Consider the following 24,646-nt stretch of genomic DNA (forward strand, 5'->3'; position numbering starts at 1 on the left):
ATGGAAAATATTTTGGATCTGTGGAATAAAGCACTTCAAAAAATAGAGACAAAATTGAGCAAACCTAGTTTTGAAACATGGATGAAGTCCACTAAAGCCCATTCTCTTCAAGGAGATACGCTGACTATTACTGCACCTAATGAATTTGCGAGGGACTGGCTCGAGTCAAGATACCTTCACTTAATTGCAGATACCATCTATGAACTGACAGGCGAAGAGCTCAGCATCAAATTTATCATTCCTCAAAATCAGGACGAAGAGGAAGCCATGCCAAAATCTCCAATCAAAAAAATGTCGAAAGAAGAACCCGTTGAAATTCCACAAAATATGCTGAATCCAAAATATACATTTGATACTTTTGTTATTGGTTCAGGCAACCGTTTTGCTCATGCAGCTTCACTTGCAGTCGCAGAAGCACCAGCAAAAGCATATAACCCGCTTTTTATTTATGGGGGCGTTGGTTTAGGAAAGACTCACTTAATGCATGCGATCGGTCATTACGTCATCGACCATAATCCATCAGCAAAAGTGGTCTATCTATCATCTGAAAAATTTACAAATGAATTTATCAACTCAATCCGGGACAACAAAGCAGTCGATTTCCGTAATCGCTATCGGAATGTAGATGTGCTTTTGATAGATGATATTCAATTTTTAGCAGGAAAAGAACAAACACAAGAAGAGTTTTTCCATACATTCAACACACTTCACGAAGAAAGTAAGCAAATCGTCATTTCTAGTGACCGGCCGCCAAAGGAAATTCCGACACTTGAAGACAGATTACGCTCTCGATTCGAATGGGGCTTAATTACAGACATTACCCCGCCAGATCTAGAAACGCGTATTGCGATCTTACGTAAAAAAGCAAAAGCAGAAGGTTTAGACATTCCGAATGAAGTCATGCTTTATATTGCCAATCAAATCGACAGCAACATTCGGGAACTGGAAGGTGCTTTGATTCGTGTTGTTGCTTACTCTTCTTTAATTAATAAAGACATCAATGCAGATCTAGCAGCTGAAGCCCTAAAGGACATCATTCCTTCATCAAAACCTAAGGTGATTACAATTAAAGATATTCAAAGAATTGTAGGGCAGCAATTTAATATTCGATTAGAAGATTTCAAAGCGAAGAAACGTACGAAATCAGTTGCTTATCCAAGACAAATTGCGATGTATCTCTCTAGAGAAATGACAGATTCCTCTCTACCTAAAATCGGAGAAGAATTTGGTGGACGAGATCATACGACCGTCATTCATGCTCATGAGAAAATTTCAAAATTAATCGTTGAAGATGAACAGCTTCAGCAGCATGTCAAAGAGATCAAAGAACAACTAAAATAATCAAGCTGATAAGATAAGTACGGGAAAATGTGAATAACTAGAGCATAGTCATACACAGTCTGTCCACATGTGGATAGGCTGTCTTTCCTTTCTTTCTACTGACTTATCCACATATTCACAAGCCCTACTAGTACTTCTACGATTTTTATTAAATAAATATATATACATGTCATTAAGAAAAATTAGGAGGACCACTATGAAATTCACGATTCAAAAAGATCGTCTTGTTGAAAGTGTCCAAGATGTATTAAAGGCCGTATCCTCTAGAACAACGATTCCTATTTTGACAGGGATTAAAATTGTTGCATCTGATGAAGGAGTTTCTCTCACAGGGAGCGATTCTGATATCTCAATCGAATCTTTTATTCCTCAAAGAGATGGAGATTTAGAAGTCATTACAATTGATCGACCAGGAAGTATTGTGCTGCAAGCACGCTTCTTTAGCGAAATCGTTAAGAAACTGCCTATGTCTACTGTCGAAATTGAGGTAGAACAAAATCATCTGACCATCATCCGCTCTGGTTCAGCAGAATTTAATTTAAACGGCTTAGATGCTGAAGAATATCCGCATCTGCCACAAATTGAAGAACATCATGCTTTTCAAATTCCAACAGATTTGCTTAAAAACCTTATCCGTCAAACGGTTTTCGCAGTGTCCACCTCAGAAACACGACCTATCTTGACAGGTGTAAACTGGAAGGTTGAAAAAGGTGAATTAATATGCACAGCAACGGATAGCCATCGTCTTGCTTTAAGAAAAGCGAAGTTGGATATTAACGAGGAAAGCTCGTACAATGTTGTCATTCCAGGAAAGAGTTTAACAGAGCTAAGTAAAATTCTTGATGATGGACAAGATCTTGTGAGCATCGTCATTACGGAGACACAGGTTCTCTTTAAAGCACAGAACGTGCTATTCTTCTCAAGATTGCTGGATGGTAATTACCCAGATACAGCTCGCCTCATTCCGCAAGAAAGTAAAACGGATGTAGTGGTGAATACGAAAGAATTCCTTCAAGCGATTGATCGCGCGTCACTTTTAGCAAGAGAAGGGCGTAACAACGTTGTGAAGCTTTCTGCTGATCCTGCGCAAAGCCTTGAAATCTCTTCTAATTCGCCTGAAATCGGTAAAGTAGTTGAAACGGTGCAAGCAGATGACATTAAAGGGGAGGATCTCAAAATCTCTTTCAGTCCGAAATATATGCTTGATGCTTTAAAAGTATTAGAGGGAACAGAGATTCATGTCAGTTTCACTGGCGCAATGAGACCATTCCTATTACGCACGCCAAATGATGATTCCATTTTGCAATTGATTCTTCCAGTTAGAACGTATTAATTTGGTCTAAAATGGCTGCTGTGTGAGCGCACAGCAGCTTTTTTCCTCGTTTCCTCAGCTTTCTTTCATCCCAGTTCGCTTTCCCCCTTTCCTTCTTGTCTTGTTTTTTAGTACAATTAGATATTAGTGATATTGAAAGAGGTCGATACAATGCCTAATCTGATAACGATTGAAACAGAAATGATTACATTAGGGCAGTTTTTGAAATTAGCGGAAGTCATTCAATCTGGTGGAATGGCGAAGTGGTTTTTAAGTGAACATGAGGTGTTCATCAACCAAGAGCCAGATAATAGACGGGGACGCAAATTATACCCAGGTGATGTTGTCGAGATAGAAGGTCACGGCACATTTCAAGTTGTGAATTAGAAACGGGTGACAATACATGTACATTCAAAGTCTGGCGTTAACTTCATACCGAAACTATGAACACACCGAGCTTCAATTCGACAATAAGGTGAATGTGATGATTGGTGAGAACGCCCAAGGTAAAACGAACCTGATGGAAGCGATCTATGTATTGTCGATGGCAAAGTCTCATCGTACGTCAAATGATAAAGAACTTATCCGATGGGACGAAGACTATGCTAAAATAGAAGGTAGAGTCATCAAAAAAAATGGTCCACTCCCCATGCAGCTCGTGATCTCAAAAAAAGGAAAAAAGGGCAAGGTCAATCACATTGAACAACAGAAACTCAGTCATTATGTTGGTGCCTTGAACACCATCATGTTTGCACCAGAGGATCTCAGCCTTGTGAAAGGTAGCCCGCAAATCCGCAGAAGATTCCTCGACATGGAGATTGGACAAGTGTCTGCTGTCTACTTGCATGATTTATCGCTCTATCAAAAAATTCTCTCTCAGCGGAATCATTACTTGAAACAACTGCAAACAAGAAAGCAAACGGATCAAGCGATGCTGGAGATTTTAACAGAGCAGTTGATTGATGCGGCAGCGAAGGTTGTCAAAAGACGACTGACTTTTACGAAACAGCTCGAAAAATGGGCGCAGCCGCTGCATTTTGGGATTTCAAGAGAGCTGGAAACGCTCACGCTCCAATACCAGACGGCCATAGAGGTATCAGAAGCGTCAGACTTGTCGAAAATAAAAAATAGCTATGAAGAATCGTTTCAGAAACTAAGAGACAGAGAAATAGACCGAGGGGTGACGCTATGGGGGCCTCACAGAGATGATCTTCTTTTCTTTGTGAATGGTCGGGATGTTCAGACATATGGCTCTCAAGGGCAGCAAAGAACAACAGCTCTTTCACTAAAGCTGGCAGAAATTGATCTGATTCATGAAGAAATCGGTGAATACCCAATTCTTCTACTCGATGATGTTTTATCTGAACTTGATGATTACAGACAGTCTCATTTGCTCCATACCATTCAGGGACGTGTACAGACCTTCGTCACCACAACAAGTGTTGAAGGCATCGATCACGCCACCTTGAAAGAAGCGGAAATTTTCAGAGTAGCCAGTGGAAAAGTAATTGACTGATAAATGAGGTGTGGGTCTTGTATATTCATTTAGGTGATGATTGTGTTGTTTCTACACGAGAGATTGTCGCAATTGTTGATTACAAAATGAGGTCATCTTCTGTTGTAGAGGAATTTCTTCAAAAACAAGAAGAACAAATCATTTCGTTGTCACAGGGGACACCCAAATCCATCGTCGTCACAACTAAATCTGTTTATTACTCTCCTCTTTCCTCAAGCACGCTCAAAAAACGTGCTTCATTTGTGATTGAAATTGAAGTCTAAAAGCTCAATTCATATAAATATATCGTTTAAGAAAAGTGTAGGTGAATGTACGTGGCAATGGAACAGCAACATAATAGTTATGATGAAAATCAGATACAGGTGCTCGAAGGACTAGAAGCGGTTAGAAAACGTCCAGGAATGTACATTGGGTCAACCAGTGCAAAAGGACTTCACCATCTTGTATGGGAAATTGTCGACAACAGTATTGATGAGGCTTTAGCTGGTTATTGTACAGACATTACAGTGCAAATTGAAAAAGATAATAGCATCACAGTGAAAGATAACGGTCGCGGAATTCCTGTTGGGATTCATGAGAAAATGGGACGTCCTGCTGTAGAGGTTATTATGACTGTTCTTCACGCTGGTGGTAAATTTGACGGCAGCGGTTATAAAGTATCTGGCGGTCTGCATGGTGTAGGGGCATCTGTTGTTAATGCGTTATCTACGACCTTAGACGTGACCGTATACCGTGATGGGAAAATTCATTATCAACAATTCAAACGCGGTGTTCCAGTTGGAGATTTAGAGATCATTGGTGAAACAGATGTAACAGGGACAACCACTCATTTTGTGCCAGATCCAGAAATTTTCACTGAAACCATTGAATTTGATTACGACACACTTGCTAACCGTGTACGTGAGTTAGCTTTCTTAACAAAAGGCGTCAACATCATCATTGAAGACTTACGTGAAGGTAAAGAGCGAAGAAACGAATACTGCTATGAAGGCGGTATTAAGAGCTATGTAGAACATTTGAATCGCTCGAAGGAAGTCGTTCATGAAGAACCTGTTTACATCGAGGGTGAAAAAGACGGAATCACCGTTGAAGTTGCACTGCAATACAACGATTCCTATACAAGCAATATTTATTCTTTCGCCAACAATATCAACACGTATGAAGGCGGAACACATGAAGCAGGCTTTAAAACAGGTCTGACGCGTGTCATCAATGATTATGCTCGTAAAAATGGCGTATTCAAAGATGGTGACTCGAATTTGAGCGGTGAAGATGTACGAGAAGGCTTAACAGCCATTATCTCTATCAAACATCCAGACCCTCAATTCGAAGGACAAACAAAGACAAAGCTCGGTAACTCAGAAGCAAGAACCATTACCGACTCCCTCTTCTCCGAAGCACTTGAGAAATTCCTCTTAGAGAACCCTGATGCTGCAAAGAAAATTGTGGAGAAAGGTGTGATGGCAGCTCGTGCAAGAATGGCTGCCAAAAAGGCACGTGAGCTGACAAGACGTAAAAGTGCACTGGAAGTCTCTAGCTTGCCTGGGAAACTGGCAGACTGTTCTTCTAAAGATCCTTCCATCTCTGAGCTTTATATCGTAGAGGGAGATTCTGCGGGCGGATCTGCTAAGCAAGGTCGTGATCGACATTTCCAAGCGATCTTACCGTTAAGAGGGAAGATCCTAAACGTTGAAAAAGCACGACTAGATAAAATTTTATCTAACAACGAGGTTCGTTCAATGATTACAGCGCTAGGGACTGGAATCGGAGAAGACTTCACTTTAGAGAAAGCACGTTATCACAAAATTGTGATCATGACTGATGCTGATGTTGATGGAGCGCATATTCGAACGCTACTCCTAACATTCTTCTATCGCTACATGCGTGAAATCATTGAAAACGGTTATGTGTATATTGCACAGCCGCCTTTATATAAAGTGCAGCAAGGAAAGCGTGTTGAATACGTGTATAACGATAAACAGCTAGATGAACTGTTAAAAACACTGCCTCAAACACCGAAACCTGGACTTCAGCGTTATAAAGGTCTTGGAGAGATGAATGCTACTCAGCTTTGGGAAACAACAATGGATCCTGATGCGAGAACACTTCTTCAAGTGACACTTGAGGATGCAATCGATGCTGATGAGACTTTTGAAATGCTAATGGGAGATAAAGTAGAGCCGAGACGTAACTTTATCGAAGAAAATGCACAATACGTAAAAAATCTTGATATTTAGATAGGTATCCCCCTTGAGAGCAACCTTATTTCTTGTTTGGAATAAGGTTGTTTTTCAAGAAACAGGGGCGTGAAACGAATGTCCTGGTTTTCTACGTTTCGTTGATTTTCTAGTAAATAAATGTGTATAAAGGCAAGATTATTGATATAATGGAGAATAGTCTTGTGAAGATAAATACATATTTTACTCCCACATAATTTATTTCATGTGATACGTAAAGGGAGGTTCTTATAGTGAGTGAACAACATACACCAAATGTACGCGAAGTGAATATTAGCCATGAAATGCGTACGTCCTTTTTAGATTATGCAATGAGTGTTATTGTTTCGCGTGCATTACCAGATGTGCGAGACGGATTGAAGCCCGTGCATCGAAGAATTTTGTATGCGATGAATGACCTAGGTATGACAAGTGATAAACCATTTAAGAAATCTGCACGTATCGTTGGGGAAGTTATCGGTAAGTACCACCCTCACGGTGATAGCGCTGTATATGAAGCGATGGTTCGGATGGCGCAAGATTTCAACTATCGTAATATGCTGGTTGAAGGGCACGGGAACTTTGGTTCTGTCGATGGAGACGGTGCAGCAGCCATGCGTTATACCGAGGCACGTCTTTCTAAAATTTCGATGGAGATCCTGCGTGATATCACAAAGGACACCATTGATTATCAAGATAACTACGATGGCAGTGAAAGAGAGCCAGTCGTTATGCCTGCTAGGTTCCCGAACTTATTAGTGAACGGGGCAACTGGAATTGCTGTAGGGATGGCAACGAATATCCCGCCTCACCAACTAGGTGAAGTGATTGATGGGGTATTGGCAATTAGTCAAAATCCTGAAATGACGACACAGGAACTAATGGACATCATTCCAGGTCCAGACTTCCCAACTGCGGGACAAATCATTGGCCGAAGCGGTATTCGTAAAGCGTATGAAACAGGACGCGGCTCTATTACATTACGTGCAAAGTCAAATATCGAAGAAACATCTAGTGGTAAGCAGCGCATTATCATCAATGAGATTCCTTACCAGGTTAACAAAGCTCGTTTGATCGAAAAAATCGCTGACCTTGTCCGTGATAAAAAGATTGATGGCATTACAGATCTTCGTGATGAATCTGACCGTAATGGAATGAGAATTGTCATTGAACTACGAAGAGACGCAAACGTCCATGTTCTATTAAACAATCTTTATAAACAAACGACACTTCAAACGTCCTTCGGTATTAACTTGCTTGCACTTGTTGATGGACAGCCGAAAGTGTTGTCTCTCAAACAATGTCTTGAATATTACCTTGAGCATCAGAAAGTGATCATTCGTCGAAGAACGGCGTATGAATTGCGTAAAGCGGAAGCAAGAGCTCATATTTTAGAAGGCTTAAGAATTGCGCTTGATCACTTAGATGAGGTCATTGCCTTAATTAGAGGCTCTCAAACTGCTGAAATTGCAAGAAATGGTTTGATGGAAAACTATAGCTTGTCTGAAAAACAAGCACAGGCCATTCTCGATATGCGACTCCAGCGTTTGACTGGTTTAGAAAGAGAGAAAATAGAAGATGAATACAAAGGGCTTGTTGAATTGATTGCTGAATTGAAAGCCATTCTAGCAGACAATGAGAAAGTTCTAGAAATCATTAGAGAAGAATTAACAGAAATCAAAGAACGCTTCAATGATACGCGCCGCACAGAAATTGTGACAGCGGGTATAGAAACAATCGAAGACGAAGATTTGATTCCTGTTGAAAATATTGTGATCACACTGACTCATAATGGTTATATTAAGCGCCTGCCTGCATCAACATACCGCAGTCAAAAAAGAGGCGGTAAAGGTGTACAAGGAATGGGAACCAACGAAGATGATTTCGTTGAACAGCTGATCTCAACATCTACGCACGATACGATTCTCTTCTTCTCTAATAAAGGGAAGGTCTATCGAGCGAAGGGCTATGAGATCCCTGAATTCGGACGAACAGCGAAAGGGATTCCGATTATTAACCTTCTTGAAGTAGAAAAGGGAGAGTGGATAAACGCCATTATTCCAGTCAGCGAATTTGATGAAGATTCGTATCTCTTCTTTACAACAAGACACGGTGTATCGAAACGAACGTCATTGTCTCAATTTGCAAACATCCGTAACAACGGTTTGATTGCACTCAGCCTGCGTGATGAAGATGAATTGATGGCTGTTCGTTTAACCAATGGTGAAAAACAAATCATCATCGGAACGAAAAAAGGAATGCTCATTCGTTTCGACGAGACAGATGTTCGTGAAATGGGACGTACAGCAGCTGGAGTTAAAGGGATCACACTTTCTGAGGATGACATCGTCGTTGGAATGGAAATCCTTGAGCCAGATGCAAATGTATTGATCGTAACTGAAAAAGGTTATGGTAAATTAACGCCTGAAAAAGAATATCGTGTCCAAAGCCGTGGTGGTAAAGGTCTGAAAACGTGCAAGATCACTGACAACAACGGTCCGCTTGTTGCAGTGAAGGCGACTAACGCTGAAGCTGAAGAAGACTTGATGATTATTACAGGTAGTGGTGTCATCATCCGTATGGCTGTTTCAGATATCTCCACAACAGGCCGAGTCACTCAAGGTGTCCGTCTGATCCGTCTAGGTGATGATGAACATGTCGCTACAGTGGCATTAGTAGAACAATCACCAGAAGACGATGAAGAGAATAGTGAAGAAAACGTAGAAAATGTAGAGTCAGATCAAGAGCAATCTGAGTAAAGATAAAGCCGGTTTTTCACCGGCTTTATTTTTTTTTGAAAAAACATGATTTTTTTTGAAGTTTATAATGCTTTTTTCATAGATATGTGTTAATCTTTCAAAGGAGCAAAAAGAGGCTCTATTTTTTATCTCTTTCATAACAAAAACTTCTTAAAAAAATAAAATGTTTTTCAAGAAAAATGTTGACTATTGATAGAGATATATGATATATTTAAGTGGTCGCTTTGAGAGAGTGACAAACAAGTTCTTTGAAAACTAAACAAGACAAAACGTACCTGTTAATTCGAGTTTTTATAAAAAAATCCTATGATACATCATAGGTAGTCAGTCAAACTGGCGAAAAGCAAAACTTCGGTTTTGTACTTTTTCGGAGAGTTTGATCCTGGCTCAGGACGAACGCTGGCGGCGTGCCTAATACATGCAAGTCGAGCGGACAGAAGGGAGCTTGCTCCCGGATGTTAGCGGCGGACGGGTGAGTAACACGTGGGTAACCTGCCTGTAAGACTGGGATAACTCCGGGAAACCGGAGCTAATACCGGATAGTTCCTTGAACCGCATGGTTCAAGGATGAAAGACGGTTTCGGCTGTCACTTACAGATGGACCCGCGGCGCATTAGCTAGTTGGTGAGGTAACGGCTCACCAAGGCGACGATGCGTAGCCGACCTGAGAGGGTGATCGGCCACACTGGGACTGAGACACGGCCCAGACTCCTACGGGAGGCAGCAGTAGGGAATCTTCCGCAATGGACGAAAGTCTGACGGAGCAACGCCGCGTGAGTGATGAAGGTTTTCGGATCGTAAAGCTCTGTTGTTAGGGAAGAACAAGTGCAAGAGTAACTGCTTGCACCTTGACGGTACCTAACCAGAAAGCCACGGCTAACTACGTGCCAGCAGCCGCGGTAATACGTAGGTGGCAAGCGTTGTCCGGAATTATTGGGCGTAAAGGGCTCGCAGGCGGTTTCTTAAGTCTGATGTGAAAGCCCCCGGCTCAACCGGGGAGGGTCATTGGAAACTGGGAAACTTGAGTGCAGAAGAGGAGAGTGGAATTCCACGTGTAGCGGTGAAATGCGTAGAGATGTGGAGGAACACCAGTGGCGAAGGCGACTCTCTGGTCTGTAACTGACGCTGAGGAGCGAAAGCGTGGGGAGCGAACAGGATTAGATACCCTGGTAGTCCACGCCGTAAACGATGAGTGCTAAGTGTTAGGGGGTTTCCGCCCCTTAGTGCTGCAGCTAACGCATTAAGCACTCCGCCTGGGGAGTACGGTCGCAAGACTGAAACTCAAAGGAATTGACGGGGGCCCGCACAAGCGGTGGAGCATGTGGTTTAATTCGAAGCAACGCGAAGAACCTTACCAGGTCTTGACATCCTCTGACAACCCTAGAGATAGGGCTTTCCCTTCGGGGACAGAGTGACAGGTGGTGCATGGTTGTCGTCAGCTCGTGTCGTGAGATGTTGGGTTAAGTCCCGCAACGAGCGCAACCCTTGATCTTAGTTGCCAGCATTCAGTTGGGCACTCTAAGGTGACTGCCGGTGACAAACCGGAGGAAGGTGGGGATGACGTCAAATCATCATGCCCCTTATGACCTGGGCTACACACGTGCTACAATGGACAGAACAAAGGGCTGCGAGACCGCAAGGTTTAGCCAATCCCACAAATCTGTTCTCAGTTCGGATCGCAGTCTGCAACTCGACTGCGTGAAGCTGGAATCGCTAGTAATCGCGGATCAGCATGCCGCGGTGAATACGTTCCCGGGCCTTGTACACACCGCCCGTCACACCACGAGAGTTTGCAACACCCGAAGTCGGTGAGGTAACCTTTATGGAGCCAGCCGCCGAAGGTGGGGCAGATGATTGGGGTGAAGTCGTAACAAGGTAGCCGTATCGGAAGGTGCGGCTGGATCACCTCCTTTCTAAGGATATATGGAGCAGCGTACGTTTTTCGTCTTGTTTAGTTTTGAAGGAACTTGCAAAAGATCCTACAACATCATATCTTCGATATGAAAGATGGGCCTGTAGCTCAGCTGGTTAGAGCGCACGCCTGATAAGCGTGAGGTCGGTGGTTCGAGTCCACTCAGGCCCACCATCTTCTATTAAATCGGGGCCTTAGCTCAGCTGGGAGAGCGCCTGCCTTGCACGCAGGAGGTCAGCGGTTCGATCCCGCTAGGCTCCACCAACGTGTTCTTTGAAAACTAGATAACAATAAGTAATACATTCACATTGAATGCAATGCAAAGTTCATCACACATAGTGATTCTTTCTAAAGTAAGAAATGGTTAAGTTAGAAAGGGCGCACGGTGGATGCCTTGGCACTAGGAGCCGATGAAGGACGGGACGAACACCGATATGCTTCGGGGAGCTGTAAGCAAGCTTTGATCCGGAGATTTCCGAATGGGGAAACCCACTGCTCGTAATGGAGTAGTATCCATACTTGAATACATAGAGTATGAGAAGGCATACCCGGGGAACTGAAACATCTAAGTACCCGGAGGAAGAGAAAGCAAATGCGATTCCCTGAGTAGCGGCGAGCGAAACGGGAACAGCCCAAACCAAGAGGCTTGCCTCTTGGGGTTGTAGGACACTCTATACGGAGTTACAAAGGAACGATATAAGCGAAGAGGTCTGGAAAGGCCCGCCAAAGAAGGTAACAGCCCTGTAACTGAAATGTTGTTCTCTCCAGAGTGGATCCTGAGTACGGCGGAACACGTGAAATTCCGTCGGAATCCGGGAGGACCATCTCCCAAGGCTAAATACTCCCTAGTGACCGATAGTGAACCAGTACCGTGAGGGAAAGGTGAAAAGCACCCCGGAAGGGGAGTGAAATAGATCCTGAAACCGTGTGCCTACAAGTAGTCAGAGCCCGTTAACGGGTGATGGCGTGCCTTTTGTAGAATGAACCGGCGAGTTACGATCCCGTGCAAGGTTAAGCAGAAGATGCGGAGCCGCAGCGAAAGCGAGTCTGAATAGGGCGCATGAGTACGTGGTCGTAGACCCGAAACCAGGTGATCTACCCATGTCCAGGGTGAAGTTCAGGTAACACTGAATGGAGGCCCGAACCCACGCACGTTGAAAAGTGCGGGGATGAGGTGTGGGTAGGGGTGAAATGCCAATCGAACCTGGAGATAGCTGGTTCTCTCCGAAATAGCTTTAGGGCTAGCCTCAAGGTAAGAGTCTCGGAGGTAGAGCACTGATTGGACTAGGGGCCCCTACCGGGTTACCGAATTCAGTCAAACTCCGAATGCCGATGACTTATCCTTGGGAGTCAGACTGCGAGTGATAAGATCCGTAGTCGAAAGGGAAACAGCCCAGACCGCCAGCTAAGGTCCCAAAGTATACGTTAAGTGGAAAAGGATGTGGAGTTGCTTAGACAACCAGGATGTTGGCTTAGAAGCAGCCACCATTTAAAGAGTGCGTAATAGCTCACTGGTCGAGTGACTCTGCGCCGAAAATGTACCGGGGCTAAACGTATCACCGAAGCTGCGGACTGTTCTTACGAACAGTGGTAGGAGAGCGTTCTAAGTGCAGTGAAGTCAGACCGGAAGGACTGGTGGAGCGCTTAGAAGTGAGAATGCCGGTATGAGTAGCGAAAGACGGGTGAGAATCCCGTCCACCGAATGCCTAAGGTTTCCTGAGGAAGGCTCGTCCGCTCAGGGTTAGTCGGGACCTAAGCCGAGGCCGAAAGGCGTAGGCGATGGACAACAGGTTGATATTCCTGTACCACCTCCTCACCATTTGAGCAATGGGGGGACGCAGGAGGATAGGGTAAGCGCGGTATTGGATATCCGCGTCCAAGCAGTTAGGCTGGGAAATAGGCAAATCCGTTTCCCGTGAAGGCTGAGCTGTGATGGCGAGCGAAATTTAGTAGCGAAGTTCCTGATTCCACACTGCCAAGAAAAGCCTCTAGCGAGGTGAGAGGTGCCCGTACCGCAAACCGACACAGGTAGGCGAGGAGAGAATCCTAAGGTGATCGAGAGAACTCTCGTTAAGGAACTCGGCAAAATGACCCCGTAACTTCGGGAGAAGGGGTGCTTCTTAGGGTGTTAAAGCCCCGAGAAGCCGCAGTGAATAGGCCCAGGCGACTGTTTAGCAAAAACACAGGTCTCTGCGAAGCCGTAAGGCGAAGTATAGGGGCTGACGCCTGCCCGGTGCTGGAAGGTTAAGAGGAGCGCTTAGCGTAAGCGAAGGTGCGAATTGAAGCCCCAGTAAACGGCGGCCGTAACTATAACGGTCCTAAGGTAGCGAAATTCCTTGTCGGGTAAGTTCCGACCCGCACGAAAGGCGCAACGATCTGGGCACTGTCTCAACGAGAGACTCGGTGAAATTATAGTACCTGTGAAGATGCAGGTTACCCGCGACAGGACGGAAAGACCCCGTGGAGCTTTACTGCAGCCTGATATTGAATGTTGGTACAGCTTGTACAGGATAGGTAGGAGCCTTGGAAACCGGAGCGCTAGCTTCGGTGGAGGCATCGGTGGGATACTACCCTGGCTGTATTGACCTTCTAACCCGCTGCCCTTATCGGGCAGGGAGACAGTGTCAGGTGGGCAGTTTGACTGGGGCGGTCGCCTCCTAAAATGTAACGGAGGCGCCCAAAGGTTCCCTCAGAATGGTTGGAAATCATTCGCAGAGTGTAAAGGCACAAGGGAGCTTGACTGCGAGACCTACAAGTCGAGCAGGGACGAAAGTCGGGCTTAGTGATCCGGTGGTTCCGCATGGAAGGGCCATCGCTCAACGGATAAAAGCTACCCCGGGGATAACAGGCTTATCTCCCCCAAGAGTCCACATCGACGGGGAGGTTTGGCACCTCGATGTCGGCTCATCGCATCCTGGGGCTGTAGTCGGTCCCAAGGGTTGGGCTGTTCGCCCATTAAAGCGGTACGCGAGCTGGGTTCAGAACGTCGTGAGACAGTTCGGTCCCTATCCGTCGCGGGCGCAGGAAATTTGAGAGGAGCTGTCCTTAGTACGAGAGGACCGGGATGGACGCACCGCTGGTGTACCAGTTGTTCTGCCAAGGGCATCGCTGGGTAGCTATGTGCGGACGGGATAAGTGCTGAAAGCATCTAAGCATGAAGCCCCCCTCAAGATGAGATTTCCCATTCCGCAAGGAAGTAAGATCCCTGAAAGATGATCAGGTTGATAGGTCTGAGGTGGAAGCGTGGTGACACGTGGAGCTGACAGATACTAATAGATCGAGGACTTAACCTATATTCTAATGTGAAAAATGAACATTGTTATCTAGTTTTGAGAGAACATTCTCTCCATCAGGTTTGGTGGCGATAGCGAAGAGGTCACACCCGTTCCCATACCGAACACGGAAGTTAAGCTCTTCAGCGCCGATGGTAGTTGGGGGTTTCCCCCTGTGAGAGTAGGACGCCGCCAAGCTTTTCAAAGGATCAGTTCCAATCGGAACTGGTCTTTTTTGTGTTTTCTTCTAGCAGCATCATGATATAAGCCGGAAACTTGTCCTCGGCAATCTCCATATAACGTTCAATCATGACATAATCATCACTAATGTATTGAGATAAAAGCTCGTACCACCATTCTGTTTCGTAGCGGGCAATCATACTGAGATTATACATTAACAAGTAATGGCTGATGATCTCAGGAATCCCTAAAAAGGCATCTCGCGTTGATGGAATGAACCATTGATTCATTTCTAAATCATAATGAAGATGAGTAGCAAGAGCAGGGTTTTCTTCTGAAAATACATCAAATGTTAGTTTTTTAGCTTCTCGTTGCTTAAGCTTCCAAGTTGTATGGAACTCAAAATATTCAATAAAACGTTCGGCAGACATATTATAGAGCAAGGGAATATGATCTTGAATCAATATGCCATTTGCTTGCTCTACTTTCACTAAAGTCGCGGGCTGTTTTTGAAACTCAAGAATATGACCCATTTCAGGTATTTTTGAAAGGAGATTGATCATCGTAAATCGTTCATCTTCAAGACCATTTAAATGAAATAAGTGCTTTAATACATGCATACATAATCCGTTTCGCTGAATCTTGACTTCATCCTCACTAAAACGATAATGTTGCTTCTTTCTTTTTCTTGAGGTGACACCATGAGCTAAGACAGAGGTTTGAGAAGGATAGTCGGGATCCACTGTCAGCAAACATGCCTTTAACAGCTGTGCCATTCCATAAAACAATAAAATCGGTTTTAGTTCAAGTGGAGCTGATGCGGCTTGGTCATAAAATGTATGACCGTGCTTTAAAAAGTAAATAAATCGTTCACAGTTTTTATAGGCCTGCTGGTTTGCCTCCTGAATGTTCCGTTTCTCGTACTGTTGAAATAGAAACTTTTGGGAAGTTTCAAGTGAGTAAAAACGTTTTAAATCCTTCCATCCTGAACTTTTCATCTTCTTCCTCAACTCTCTTTATATTTTCTAAAAATTGCAACTGTTTGTTGCTTCCTTGACATGCTGTTTCCTAGTTGATAATCTACATATAATATTTTGCCGAAAAGAGGGGGATTTACTAATGTGGGAAAGTAAATTTTCAAAAGAAGGTTTGACGTTTGACGATGTGTTGCTTGTTCCAGCAAAGTCTGAGGTGCTTCCGCGTGATGTCAATTTATCAGTTGAGTTAACAAGCACTTTAAAGCTGAACATTCCAATTATTAGTGCAGGAATGGATACTGTGACGGAATCACAAATGGCGATTGCAATGGCACGTCAAGGTGGTCTTGGAATCATCCATAAGAACATGTCTATTGAGCAGCAAGCTGAACAAGTGGACAAAGTAAAACGTTCAGAGCGTGGTGTTATTACAAATCCATTTTTCTTAACACCGGATCATCAAGTATTCGATGCAGAACATTTAATGGGTAAATATCGTATTTCTGGTGTACCGATTGTTAATAACGAACAAGATCAAAAGCTTGTTGGGATTATTACGAACCGTGACCTTCGTTTTATTTCGGATTATTCAATGAAGATTAGCGACGTGATGACAAAAGAGGAACTTGTGACAGCTTCTGTTGGGACAACATTAGAAGAAGCTGAAAAAATCCTTCAGCAATATAAAATTGAAAAATTACCTCTTTTAGATGACGAAGGAACATTAAAAGGTCTCATCACCATCAAAGATATTGAAAAAGTGATTGAATTCCCTAACTCCTCTAAAGATGCACATGGCCGTTTAATTGTTGGTGCCGCTGTAGGTGTCACTGGCGATACAATGACTCGTGTGAAAAAATTAGTAGAAGCCAATGTTGATGTGATCGTCATTGATACAGCACACGGTCATTCTCAAGGTGTTCTAGACACTGTATCGAAAATCCGTGAAACGTATCCTTCTCTTAACATCATTGCTGGTAACGTTGCAACAGCTGAAGCAACAAAAGCATTGTTTGAAGCTGGAGCAGATATTGTAAAAGTGGGTATTGGACCAGGATCGATTTGTACAACACGTGTTGTTGCAGGGGTCGGTGTACCACAAATCACAGCGATTTATGACTGTGCAACAGAAGCAAGAAAGCATGGTAAATCTATTATTGCAGATGGTGGAATTAAATATTCAGGTGATATCGTGAAAGCATTAGCTTCTGGTGGACATGCTGTTATGCTGGGAAGCCTTCTTGCTGGTACATCTGAAAGCCCAGGAGAAACAGAAATTTTCCAAGGTAGACGTTTCAAAGTATATCGTGGTATGGGTTCTGTTGCTGCAATGGAAAAAGGAAGTAAAGATCGTTACTTCCAAGAAGATAATAAAAAATTCGTTCCAGAAGGTATCGAAGGACGTACACCGTATAAAGGACCAGTTGTTGACACTGTTTACCAACTTGTTGGCGGTATTCGCTCTGGTATGGGCTACTGTGGAACACAGGACTTACGTACTCTTAGAGAAGAAGCACAATTCATTCGCATGACAGGTGCAGGTCTTCGTGAGAGCCATCCACATGATGTACAAATTACAAAAGAATCACCAAACTACACAATTTCTTGATAAATTGTGACAATCAAATTACATTTGACAGGGTCTATGACTCTGTCTATTTTTTTTGTCTTTATTGTGATAAAATTTATACTGTTGTGTCGAAATAAGCCCTTGTGGATTAAATATATATGAAAAACGTCGAAAAAAGATGAATACGGAGGTATGACGATTGAACAGCAAGATGTTGAAACAGCTTATGGTCTCTATCCTTGCATTGGCATTGATTGTTACTGCATTTACCCCAATGTCCAAAGCAAAAGCGGCTGAAGATCCATTCAATGTGAATGCGAAAGCAGCCATCCTTATTGAAGCTTCTACAGGTAAAATTCTTTATAGTAAAAACGCAGAACAAAGACTGCCTATTGCAAGTATGGCAAAGATGATGACAGAGTATCTATTACTAGAGGCGATTGCTGAAGGCAAAGTGAAATGGGATCAAACATATACGCCAGATGATTACGTGTACGAAATTTCTCAGGACCGCAGTTTATCCAATGTTCCATTGAGAAAAGATGGTTCGTATACTGTCAAAGAACTTTATCAAGCAACGGCTATTTATTCAGCAAATGCAGCAGCAATTGGTCTAGCAGAGGTAATCGCTGGATCAGAATCAAAGTTTGTTGAAAAAATGAATGCAAAAGCAAAAGAACTTGGCTTAACCAATTACAAATTCGTGAATGCAACTGGATTAGAAAATAAAGACTTACATGGCAAACAGCCTAAAGGTACGGGACCTGATGAAGAAAGCGAAGTTTCCGCAAAGGATATGGCTTTGCTTGCACAGCATCTCATCAAAGATCATCCAGAACTTCTTGAAACAGCAAGCATCGCGAAAACAAAGTTCAGAGAAGGCACAGATGACGAAATGGACATGCCAAACTGGAACTTTATGCTTAAAGGACTTGTGAAAGAATATGAAGGCGTAGACGGTCTGAAAACGGGATCTACTGATTCAGCTGGTTCTAGCTTCACAGGTACAGCAAAACGTGGTGACATGCGTGTGATCGCAGTTGTCCTGAATGCTAAAGGGAATCTTCATACAGCTCGTTTTGATGTGGCGAAAAAATTGTTCGATTATGCCTTTAAAAACTTCACGATGAAAGAAATGTACAAAAAAGGCCAACAAATCAAGGGACATGAAAACATCGAAGTCGATAAAGGGAAAGATAAAGAAGTACCCGTCGTGACGAAAGAAGCTTTCTCTGTACCGGTTAAAAATGGTGACGAGAAGAGCTATAAAGCGAAAGTAAATATTGATAAAAAGAACCTAGAAGCTCCTATTAAAAAAGGAACGAAGGTTGGCATGCTGACGACTTCTTATTCTGGTGATGAGAAGGACTACGGCTATTTGAGTAAAGACCAATCAGGTGTTGAGCTTGTGACGAAAACAGGTGATGAAAAAGCAAACTGGTTCATCCTTGCAATGCGTGGTGTAGGTGGATTCTTCGCTGGCATTTGGGGCGGAATCGTCGACACAGTAAAAGGTTGGTTCTAATAAAAAAACTGCTCTCACATATAGAGAGCAGTTTTTTTATCGTTAAAAGAAAAGAGATTGTTTGTGGTTTTGAGGTGTAGACAAGGCCTGCTGAAAAATACCACATAACTTTTCCATACCTTCCGTCAGTGCCTTTTCATTCACATAAGAAAAACTGAGACGTATATAATTCTGCTTCGGCTCCCCAGGATAGCAAACAGAGCCAGGCAGGAAGGTAATTTGCTGCTTCCGTGCCTCATGTAATAGGGCACGTGTATCGACCCAGGAAGGAAAACTAAGCCACAAATTGAGCCCGCCCTGTGGGATTTGCCACGTGACGTCCTTTGGCGCATGCTTTGTCAACACATCCATCATCAAATCGCGTCTCACCTTCAAGGCAGTTCTTAATTTTTTCGTATGATCGATCATTTTCTTGGAAGTGAGAAACGGTAAGATCGCCTTTTGGGTGAGAAGCGGGCTCCCTAAATCATTATTGGCTTTTGCAGCTAATAAACGGTTAAATATAGAGCCTGACGCTGTAATAATTCCAATTCTGCATCCTGGAGCCAGTGTCTTGCTTAATCCTCGTAAATAAATGACGTGTCCATCGTGATCTAGGCTTTTAATGGGTGCCGGCGGTTTCTTTTCAAAATAAAGCTCACGATAAGGATCATCCTCTACAATGAGACAATCAATGCTTTGTGCCAGTAAAAGTAGCTGTTTTCTTCGTTTCATCGACATACTAGCACCTGTAGGACTGTGAAAAGTAGGAATGGTATAGATGAGCTTTGGTTTATATTTATCACAAATGCTTTGAAGCTGTTTCATGTTCATCCCTTCATGATCGACAGGAACCGTAATAATTCGTGCCCCTCTCCCCATAAAGACATCAATTGCGCCTGGATAGGTGGGCGCCTCCATGACAACTACATCATCCGGCCCGATAAATGTACGTGCTACTAAATCAAGCCCTTGCTGAGAACCGCTAGTGACAAGGATATTTTCAGGAGTAGAAGGGACATCTAATTTTTCTAGAAATGATTGAATGACCTGACGAAGCTGAAGGTCACCTTGTATTTCTCCGTATTTTGACATGATTTGAGGATGCCGGGCTAGGACATGCTGCATTTCTTTTTCTAAATACCGGTTAGGTAAAAGACCAGGATCAATCATAGAGGAAGAAAGATTAATGGCTTCTTCGACATAGTGATACTGAGCGAATTGAGACCTTGGTAAATAATCAGGGATCGATAACTGCCAATCGAAAGAAGTAGATGACTGAACCGGGATGTCAGTTTGCTCATGCTGCTCATTCACAAACGTACCTTTCCCTTGTACAGTCGTTAAAAATCCGTCGTCCTTAAGCCGTGTATATGCTTTTGCTGCTGTGACAAGACTCACATTCAGCTGTTTCGCTAGATCACGTACAGTCGGCAGCTTATCGCCTTGCTGAAGCAGACCTGATTGAATGTGATCAACGATGGAAAAGTAAATCTGATTCGAAAGAGATGTATCTGAATGTCGATGGATATCAATATGCATGAAAATCCTCCAATGGGTGTGGAATTGTTATAGATGGTTTCGAATTGTTATAGATGCATTATAACATGTTAATAACACTTAAAAGAGGGAATGATGCCTTTTTAACTATGAAACCTTGATATATAAGGGTTTCTTCTTTTTTATGAGCTAATTGAATTGTTATACTATTCTCTTTATTGTTATACTCTATCGCTTGTATGATAAAGGTGTTGAATCAATCGAATAGACAAATGGGAGGAAACAATTGTGAGCAATAAGGGAACTGAACGAGTAAAACGTGGAATGGCAGAAATGCAAAAAGGTGGCGTCATTATGGATGTCGTCAATGCTGAGCAGGCAAAAATCGCAGAAGAAGCAGGCGCAGTGGCAGTGATGGCACTAGAACGGGTACCAGCTGATATCCGTGCAGCAGGCGGTGTTGCCCGTATGGCAGACCCAAGAATCGTGGAAGAAGTACAAAATGCAGTAACGATTCCAGTCATGGCAAAAGCACGTATCGGCCACATCGTGGAAGCTCGTGTTCTTGAAGCACTTGGTGTTGATTATATTGATGAGAGTGAAGTGCTGACGCCCGCAGATGAGGAATTCCATTTAAATAAAAATGAATATACGGTTCCTTTCGTATGTGGCTGCCGTGATTTAGGTGAGGCGACTCGTCGTATTGCAGAAGGTGCATCTATGTTGCGTACAAAAGGTGAGCCTGGTACAGGAAATATTGTAGAAGCTGTTCGTCATATGAGAAAGGTCAATGCTCAAATTCGTAAAGTGGCGGCAATGAGTGAAGATGAATTGATGACAGAAGCCAAGAATTTAGGCGCACCTTATGAATTATTGGTTCAAATTAAAAAAGACGGCAAATTGCCGGTTGTAAACTTTGCAGCAGGAGGTGTTGCAACACCAGCAGATGCAGCATTAATGATGCAGCTTGGAGCAGATGGTGTATTTGTCGGCTCTGGTATCTTCAAATCAGACAATCCAGCTAAATTTGCAAAAGCGATTGTAGAAGCAACGACTCATTTCACAGATTACCGTCTAATTGCAGAGCTTTCTAAAGAGCTTGGAACAGCGATGAAAGGAATTGAAATTTCAAATCTATTGCCAGAAGAGCGTATGCAAGAGCGTGGCTGGTAATTAAGGGAGCGCAAACGAACATGCTAACAATTGGTGTACTAGGGCTTCAAGGAGCGGTGAGAGAGCATATTCAATCGATTGAAGCTTGTGGCGCAGCGGGAAAGATCATCAAGCAGGTAGAGGAGTTAGAAATTGTTGACGGTCTCATTATCCCTGGTGGTGAAAGTACGACGATGAGAAGACTCATGGATACGTACCAATTCATTGAACCGATTAAAGCGTTCGCTGCTCAAGGTAAACCGATATTTGGGACTTGTGCCGGTTTGATTATGCTGGCAAAGCATATAGAAGATCGAGAAGATGCTCATCTTGGACTGTTAAATGTATCTGTTGCACGTAATTCGTTTGGCAGACAGGTAGACAGCTTTGAAGCAGATGTAGAAGTGAAAGGACTGGATGCGCCGTTTACAGGAGTGTTCATCCGTGCGCCTCATATCATCAGCGCAGATGAGAGCGTAGAGGTCATGGCTGAGTATGACGGCAGGATTGTGATGGCGAAAGAAAACAATATCTTAGGTTGTTCTTTTCATCCAGAGCTGACAGACGACCATCGGTTAACACAGCTGTTTGTTGAGATGGTGGAGTCCTATAAAACGAAGCTTGCTGTATAAAACGGTTGAAAAGAGATAAAACTTATAGTACATTAAAATCACAATCAAAGATCGAAAAAGCGTTGACGGGAAATAGTAAGAAGCCCCTCTTTCTCAGAGAGCCGATGGTTGGTGAGAATCGGTGAAAGATGCATTCTGAATCCATCCTTGAGCGAAATGCTGAAACACGAAGTAAGCATTTACGGTGATGCCGTTACAGAGGAAAGAGGAAAGCATGCTTTTGGCGTGTTTTCAATCAGGGTGGCAACGCGAGAGCTCTCGTCCCTTTCATGGGATGAGGGCTCTTTTTATTTTTCGATAAAAAAGGAGTGTTACACATGCTGGATATTAAACAACTGCGCACGGATTTTGATCAAATCAAAGAAAAATTAGCCCATCGAGGCGAAGATTTAGCGGATTTTGATAAGTTTGGTGAGCTGGATGAAAAAAGAAGAGAGTTAATCGGCAAAACAGAAGTATTAAAGAGCCGAAGAAATGAAGTATCACAGCAAGTGGCTGTTCTAAAAAGAGAAAAGAAAGACGCCGATCACATTATTCAAGAAATGCGTGAGGTAGGCGATGAGATTAAGAAGTTAGATGATGAATTAAGAACAGTAGAGGAAAGCCTGCAAACCATCCTATTCTCAATTCCAAACATCCCTCATGACTCTGTACCAGTCGGTGAAACAGAAGATGACAACATTGAAGTGAGAAAATGGGGCGAACAGCCAGCCTTCTCATTTGAACCAAAGCCGCATTGGGATGTAGCGGATGAACTGAAAATTTTGGATTTTGAACGTGCAGGAAAAGTGACAGGAAGCCGTTTCGTTTTTTATAAAGGGCTAGGCGCACGGTTAGAGCGTGCACTTTATAACTTTATGCTGGATTTACACGTAGATGAATTTGGTTTTACTGAAGTACTACCACCTTATATGGTCAACAGAGCAAGTATGACAGGAACTGGACAGCTTCCAAAGTTTGAAGAGGATGCTTTTAAGATTCGAGAAGAAGATTATTTCCTCATTCCAACGGCTGAAGTGCCAATTACGAACATGCACCGTGACGAAATTCTTGAAGGAGAGCAGCTGCCAATCAATTATGCAGCATTTAGTGCTTGCTTTAGATCAGAAGCTGGTTCTGCTGGCAGAGATACGCGCGGACTCATCCGTCAGCACCAATTTAACAAAGTAGAGCTTGTGAAATTTGTCAGACCAGAAGATTCTTATGAAGAATTAGAAAAACTAACAAACCAAGCAGAAAAAGTTCTTCAATTATTGAACCTGCCATACCGTGTCATGAGCATGTGTACAGGAGATTTAGGCTTTACGGCTGCGAAGAAATACGATATCGAAGTATGGATTCCAAGCCAAAATACGTATCGTGAAATTTCTTCTTGCAGTAACTTTGAAGCGTTCCAAGCGAGACGAGCAAACATTCGTTTCCGCCCTGAGCCTAAAGCAAAGCCAGAACACGTCCACACATTAAATGGATCTGGTTTAGCAGTAGGAAGAACTGTTGCAGCCATTTTAGAAAACTATCAACAAGAGGATGGAACAGTGATCATTCCTGAGGTGTTACGTCCTTATATGGGAAATAAAGAAGTGATAAAATAAGATGCCGTCATGGCATCTTATTCTTTTTACCTAAACTTCTACAGCTTTTCTAAAATAAGCCGATAAAAGAACTAAAAGCATCTAGGAAAGAAGGAATAACCTTGAATAGGCTTGACTATTATGTTGAAATGGCTCAATTACTCAGAAAAGTTCTAGATGAAAGTGTTCTTTTCGGCATCACTGATACAGAAAAGGTACTTTGCTATTATCCATCGACCACAGTAGATTTTGGCATTAAAGTAGGGGACGCTTTAAACCCAGAGGACCAAAACGTGGCGACGACATTAAGAGGACAAGAATATGATGGGCATTTGCCAGAGTCTTTATATGGTTATGAAATTGCTGTAAAAGGTTATCCGATTTTTGATGAAGATAGAAAAGTGATTGGCTCTTTTTTAGTGGCTTTTTCACATCATCGTGAGAAGAAATTAAGCGGCTATATGGAACATATCAATAAAGTAGCGAAAGAGTTACAAGGTGGAATTGAGCAAATTGCTGCTCATTCTCAAGAACTGGCTGCGACAAGCTTAGAAATTAGTGAGCAGGCCGGAAGAGCAGAAGAGAAATCCGCAAATATTGAAGAAGTCGTCAAAACTATTGGCGGTATTGCGAGACAAACAAACCTGTTAGGACTCAATGCTGCAATTGAAGCGGCAAGAGCGGGTGAAAATGGAAAAGGCTTTGCTGTTGTTGCAGACGAGGTACGTAAGTTATCAGATGGATCAAAGGAAGCAGCTGAAACCATTAATGCATTTTTAAAAGAAATCCAAGACAGCATTGGCACTTTATCTGAAAATATCTCACAAATCAGCAGTTCAACAAACGAACAAGCTAAACAAGTGACAGACTTTACAAAGATTATTGAGTCATTAAATGATTTTAAAGAAGAGATGAATCTTTTTATAGAAGAAATTAGACAGGATACGTAAGAGATGAAGAGCAGCCGATAATCGGCTGCTTTTTATAGGCTAAACATCATACCAAAATCAAATGTTGAAAATTTTTTCGAAAAGATGTTGACTTAAAATAAGATGATATGATATATTAATTCTTGTCGATACGGAGGAATACCCAAGTCCGGCTGAAGGGATCGGTCTTGAAAACCGACAGGGGTGTCAAAGCCCGCGGGGGTTCGAATCCCTCTTCCTCCGCCATATTGATTTTACCTTAGTTGAATTGAAACGCATAAAAATTGGAAATTGTCAAACCGC

15 protein-coding genes, 3 tRNA genes, 3 rRNA genes and 1 other annotated feature are annotated in these 24,646 nt (G+C 42.9%); of the genes, 19 read left to right on the forward strand and 2 right to left on the reverse strand.

What is annotated here, in order from left to right:
* The 12 genes from dnaA to rrf all read left to right on the forward strand — a co-directional run bounded on the left by dnaA (position 1) and on the right by rrf (position 14,526).
* Positions 1 to 1,341, forward strand: coding sequence for a chromosomal replication initiator protein DnaA (gene dnaA, locus MKY11_RS00005; RefSeq protein WP_008347594.1), 1,341 nt, complete (start codon positions 1 to 3; stop codon positions 1,339 to 1,341).
* 196 nt (positions 1,342 to 1,537) lie between these two features.
* Positions 1,538 to 2,674 carry a DNA polymerase III subunit beta gene (gene dnaN, locus MKY11_RS00010; RefSeq protein ID WP_008347596.1) on the forward strand — a complete coding sequence of 379 codons (1,137 nt, stop codon included), beginning with the start codon at positions 1,538 to 1,540 and terminating at the stop codon, positions 2,672 to 2,674.
* Between the two features lie 150 nt (positions 2,675 to 2,824).
* On the forward strand, positions 2,825 to 3,040 hold the full coding sequence (yaaA, locus tag MKY11_RS00015) for a S4 domain-containing protein YaaA (RefSeq protein ID WP_008347598.1): 216 nt from the start codon (positions 2,825 to 2,827) through the stop codon (positions 3,038 to 3,040).
* A gap of 16 nt (positions 3,041 to 3,056) precedes the next feature.
* Entirely contained in the window at positions 3,057 to 4,169 is a 1,113-nt protein-coding gene (gene recF / locus MKY11_RS00020; RefSeq protein WP_274661068.1) for a DNA replication/repair protein RecF, read from the forward strand.
* A gap of 17 nt (positions 4,170 to 4,186) precedes the next feature.
* Complete coding sequence (locus MKY11_RS00025) at positions 4,187 to 4,432, forward strand: extracellular matrix/biofilm biosynthesis regulator RemA family protein (RefSeq protein WP_024718423.1); 246 nt, start codon at positions 4,187 to 4,189, stop codon at positions 4,430 to 4,432.
* A gap of 57 nt (positions 4,433 to 4,489) precedes the next feature.
* Positions 4,490 to 6,406 carry a DNA topoisomerase (ATP-hydrolyzing) subunit B gene (gyrB, locus tag MKY11_RS00030; RefSeq protein ID WP_024718422.1) on the forward strand — a complete coding sequence of 639 codons (1,917 nt, stop codon included), beginning with the start codon at positions 4,490 to 4,492 and terminating at the stop codon, positions 6,404 to 6,406.
* Positions 6,407 to 6,639: 233 nt separating this feature from the next.
* On the forward strand, positions 6,640 to 9,144 hold the full coding sequence (gyrA, locus tag MKY11_RS00035) for a DNA gyrase subunit A (protein ID WP_017359864.1): 2,505 nt from the start codon (positions 6,640 to 6,642) through the stop codon (positions 9,142 to 9,144).
* 364 nt (positions 9,145 to 9,508) lie between these two features.
* Positions 9,509 to 11,057, forward strand: a 16S ribosomal RNA gene (locus MKY11_RS00040).
* A 96-nt stretch (positions 11,058 to 11,153) separates the two neighbouring features.
* Positions 11,154 to 11,230: transfer RNA gene (locus MKY11_RS00045), tRNA-Ile, on the forward strand.
* A 14-nt stretch (positions 11,231 to 11,244) separates the two neighbouring features.
* Positions 11,245 to 11,320, forward strand: a tRNA-Ala gene (locus tag MKY11_RS00050).
* A gap of 98 nt (positions 11,321 to 11,418) precedes the next feature.
* Positions 11,419 to 14,349 (forward strand): 23S ribosomal RNA (locus MKY11_RS00055).
* A 61-nt stretch (positions 14,350 to 14,410) separates the two neighbouring features.
* Positions 14,411 to 14,526 (forward strand): 5S ribosomal RNA (rrf, locus tag MKY11_RS00060).
* Together the 16S, 23S and 5S rRNA genes with 2 tRNA genes alongside form the textbook arrangement of a ribosomal RNA operon.
* Positions 14,527 to 14,537: 11 nt before the next feature.
* Here the strand turns inward: rrf and MKY11_RS00065 are convergent.
* On the reverse strand, positions 14,538 to 15,506 hold the full coding sequence (locus MKY11_RS00065) for a YaaC family protein (RefSeq protein ID WP_113767306.1): 969 nt from the start codon (positions 15,504 to 15,506) through the stop codon (positions 14,538 to 14,540).
* A 121-nt stretch (positions 15,507 to 15,627) separates the two neighbouring features.
* Here MKY11_RS00065 and guaB point away from each other — a divergent pair, with 121 nt between their 5' ends.
* A complete protein-coding gene (gene guaB / locus MKY11_RS00070) occupies positions 15,628 to 17,094 on the forward strand; it encodes an IMP dehydrogenase (RefSeq protein ID WP_008342039.1) in 1,467 nt (488 codons plus the stop codon).
* 160 nt (positions 17,095 to 17,254) lie between these two features.
* A complete protein-coding gene (locus MKY11_RS00075) occupies positions 17,255 to 18,580 on the forward strand; it encodes a D-alanyl-D-alanine carboxypeptidase family protein (RefSeq protein ID WP_342501730.1) in 1,326 nt (441 codons plus the stop codon).
* A 42-nt stretch (positions 18,581 to 18,622) separates the two neighbouring features.
* On the opposite strand, the gene MKY11_RS00080 is transcribed toward MKY11_RS00075, so the two are convergent.
* Positions 18,623 to 20,101: a PLP-dependent aminotransferase family protein gene (locus MKY11_RS00080; protein WP_008342034.1), complete on the reverse strand. Its 1,479-nt coding sequence runs from the start codon at positions 20,099 to 20,101 to the stop codon at positions 18,623 to 18,625.
* Positions 20,102 to 20,347: 246 nt separating this feature from the next.
* On the opposite strand from MKY11_RS00080, the gene pdxS reads away from it, so the two are divergent.
* The 5 genes from pdxS to MKY11_RS00105 all read left to right on the forward strand — a co-directional run bounded on the left by pdxS (position 20,348) and on the right by MKY11_RS00105 (position 24,589).
* Complete coding sequence (gene pdxS, locus MKY11_RS00085) at positions 20,348 to 21,232, forward strand: pyridoxal 5'-phosphate synthase lyase subunit PdxS (protein ID WP_138277935.1); 885 nt, start codon at positions 20,348 to 20,350, stop codon at positions 21,230 to 21,232.
* Between the two features lie 20 nt (positions 21,233 to 21,252).
* Positions 21,253 to 21,843: a pyridoxal 5'-phosphate synthase glutaminase subunit PdxT gene (gene pdxT / locus MKY11_RS00090; protein ID WP_274661071.1), complete on the forward strand. Its 591-nt coding sequence runs from the start codon at positions 21,253 to 21,255 to the stop codon at positions 21,841 to 21,843.
* A 53-nt stretch (positions 21,844 to 21,896) separates the two neighbouring features.
* Positions 21,897 to 22,112, forward strand: a binding site (T-box leader).
* A 48-nt stretch (positions 22,113 to 22,160) separates the two neighbouring features.
* The gene (gene serS / locus MKY11_RS00095; protein WP_056407808.1) at positions 22,161 to 23,435 is read left to right on the forward strand and encodes a serine--tRNA ligase; all 1,275 of its coding nucleotides are present in this window, start codon (positions 22,161 to 22,163) and stop codon (positions 23,433 to 23,435) included.
* A 101-nt stretch (positions 23,436 to 23,536) separates the two neighbouring features.
* Positions 23,537 to 24,364 carry a methyl-accepting chemotaxis protein gene (locus tag MKY11_RS00100; RefSeq protein ID WP_008342025.1) on the forward strand — a complete coding sequence of 276 codons (828 nt, stop codon included), beginning with the start codon at positions 23,537 to 23,539 and terminating at the stop codon, positions 24,362 to 24,364.
* A gap of 132 nt (positions 24,365 to 24,496) precedes the next feature.
* Positions 24,497 to 24,589, forward strand: a tRNA-Ser gene (locus tag MKY11_RS00105).
* Positions 24,590 to 24,646: the final 57 nt, after the last annotated feature.

It is taken from the genome of Bacillus sp. FSL W7-1085 (genome assembly GCF_038595035.1).
Taxonomy (GTDB): Bacteria; Bacillota; Bacilli; order Bacillales; family Bacillaceae; genus Bacillus; species Bacillus altitudinis.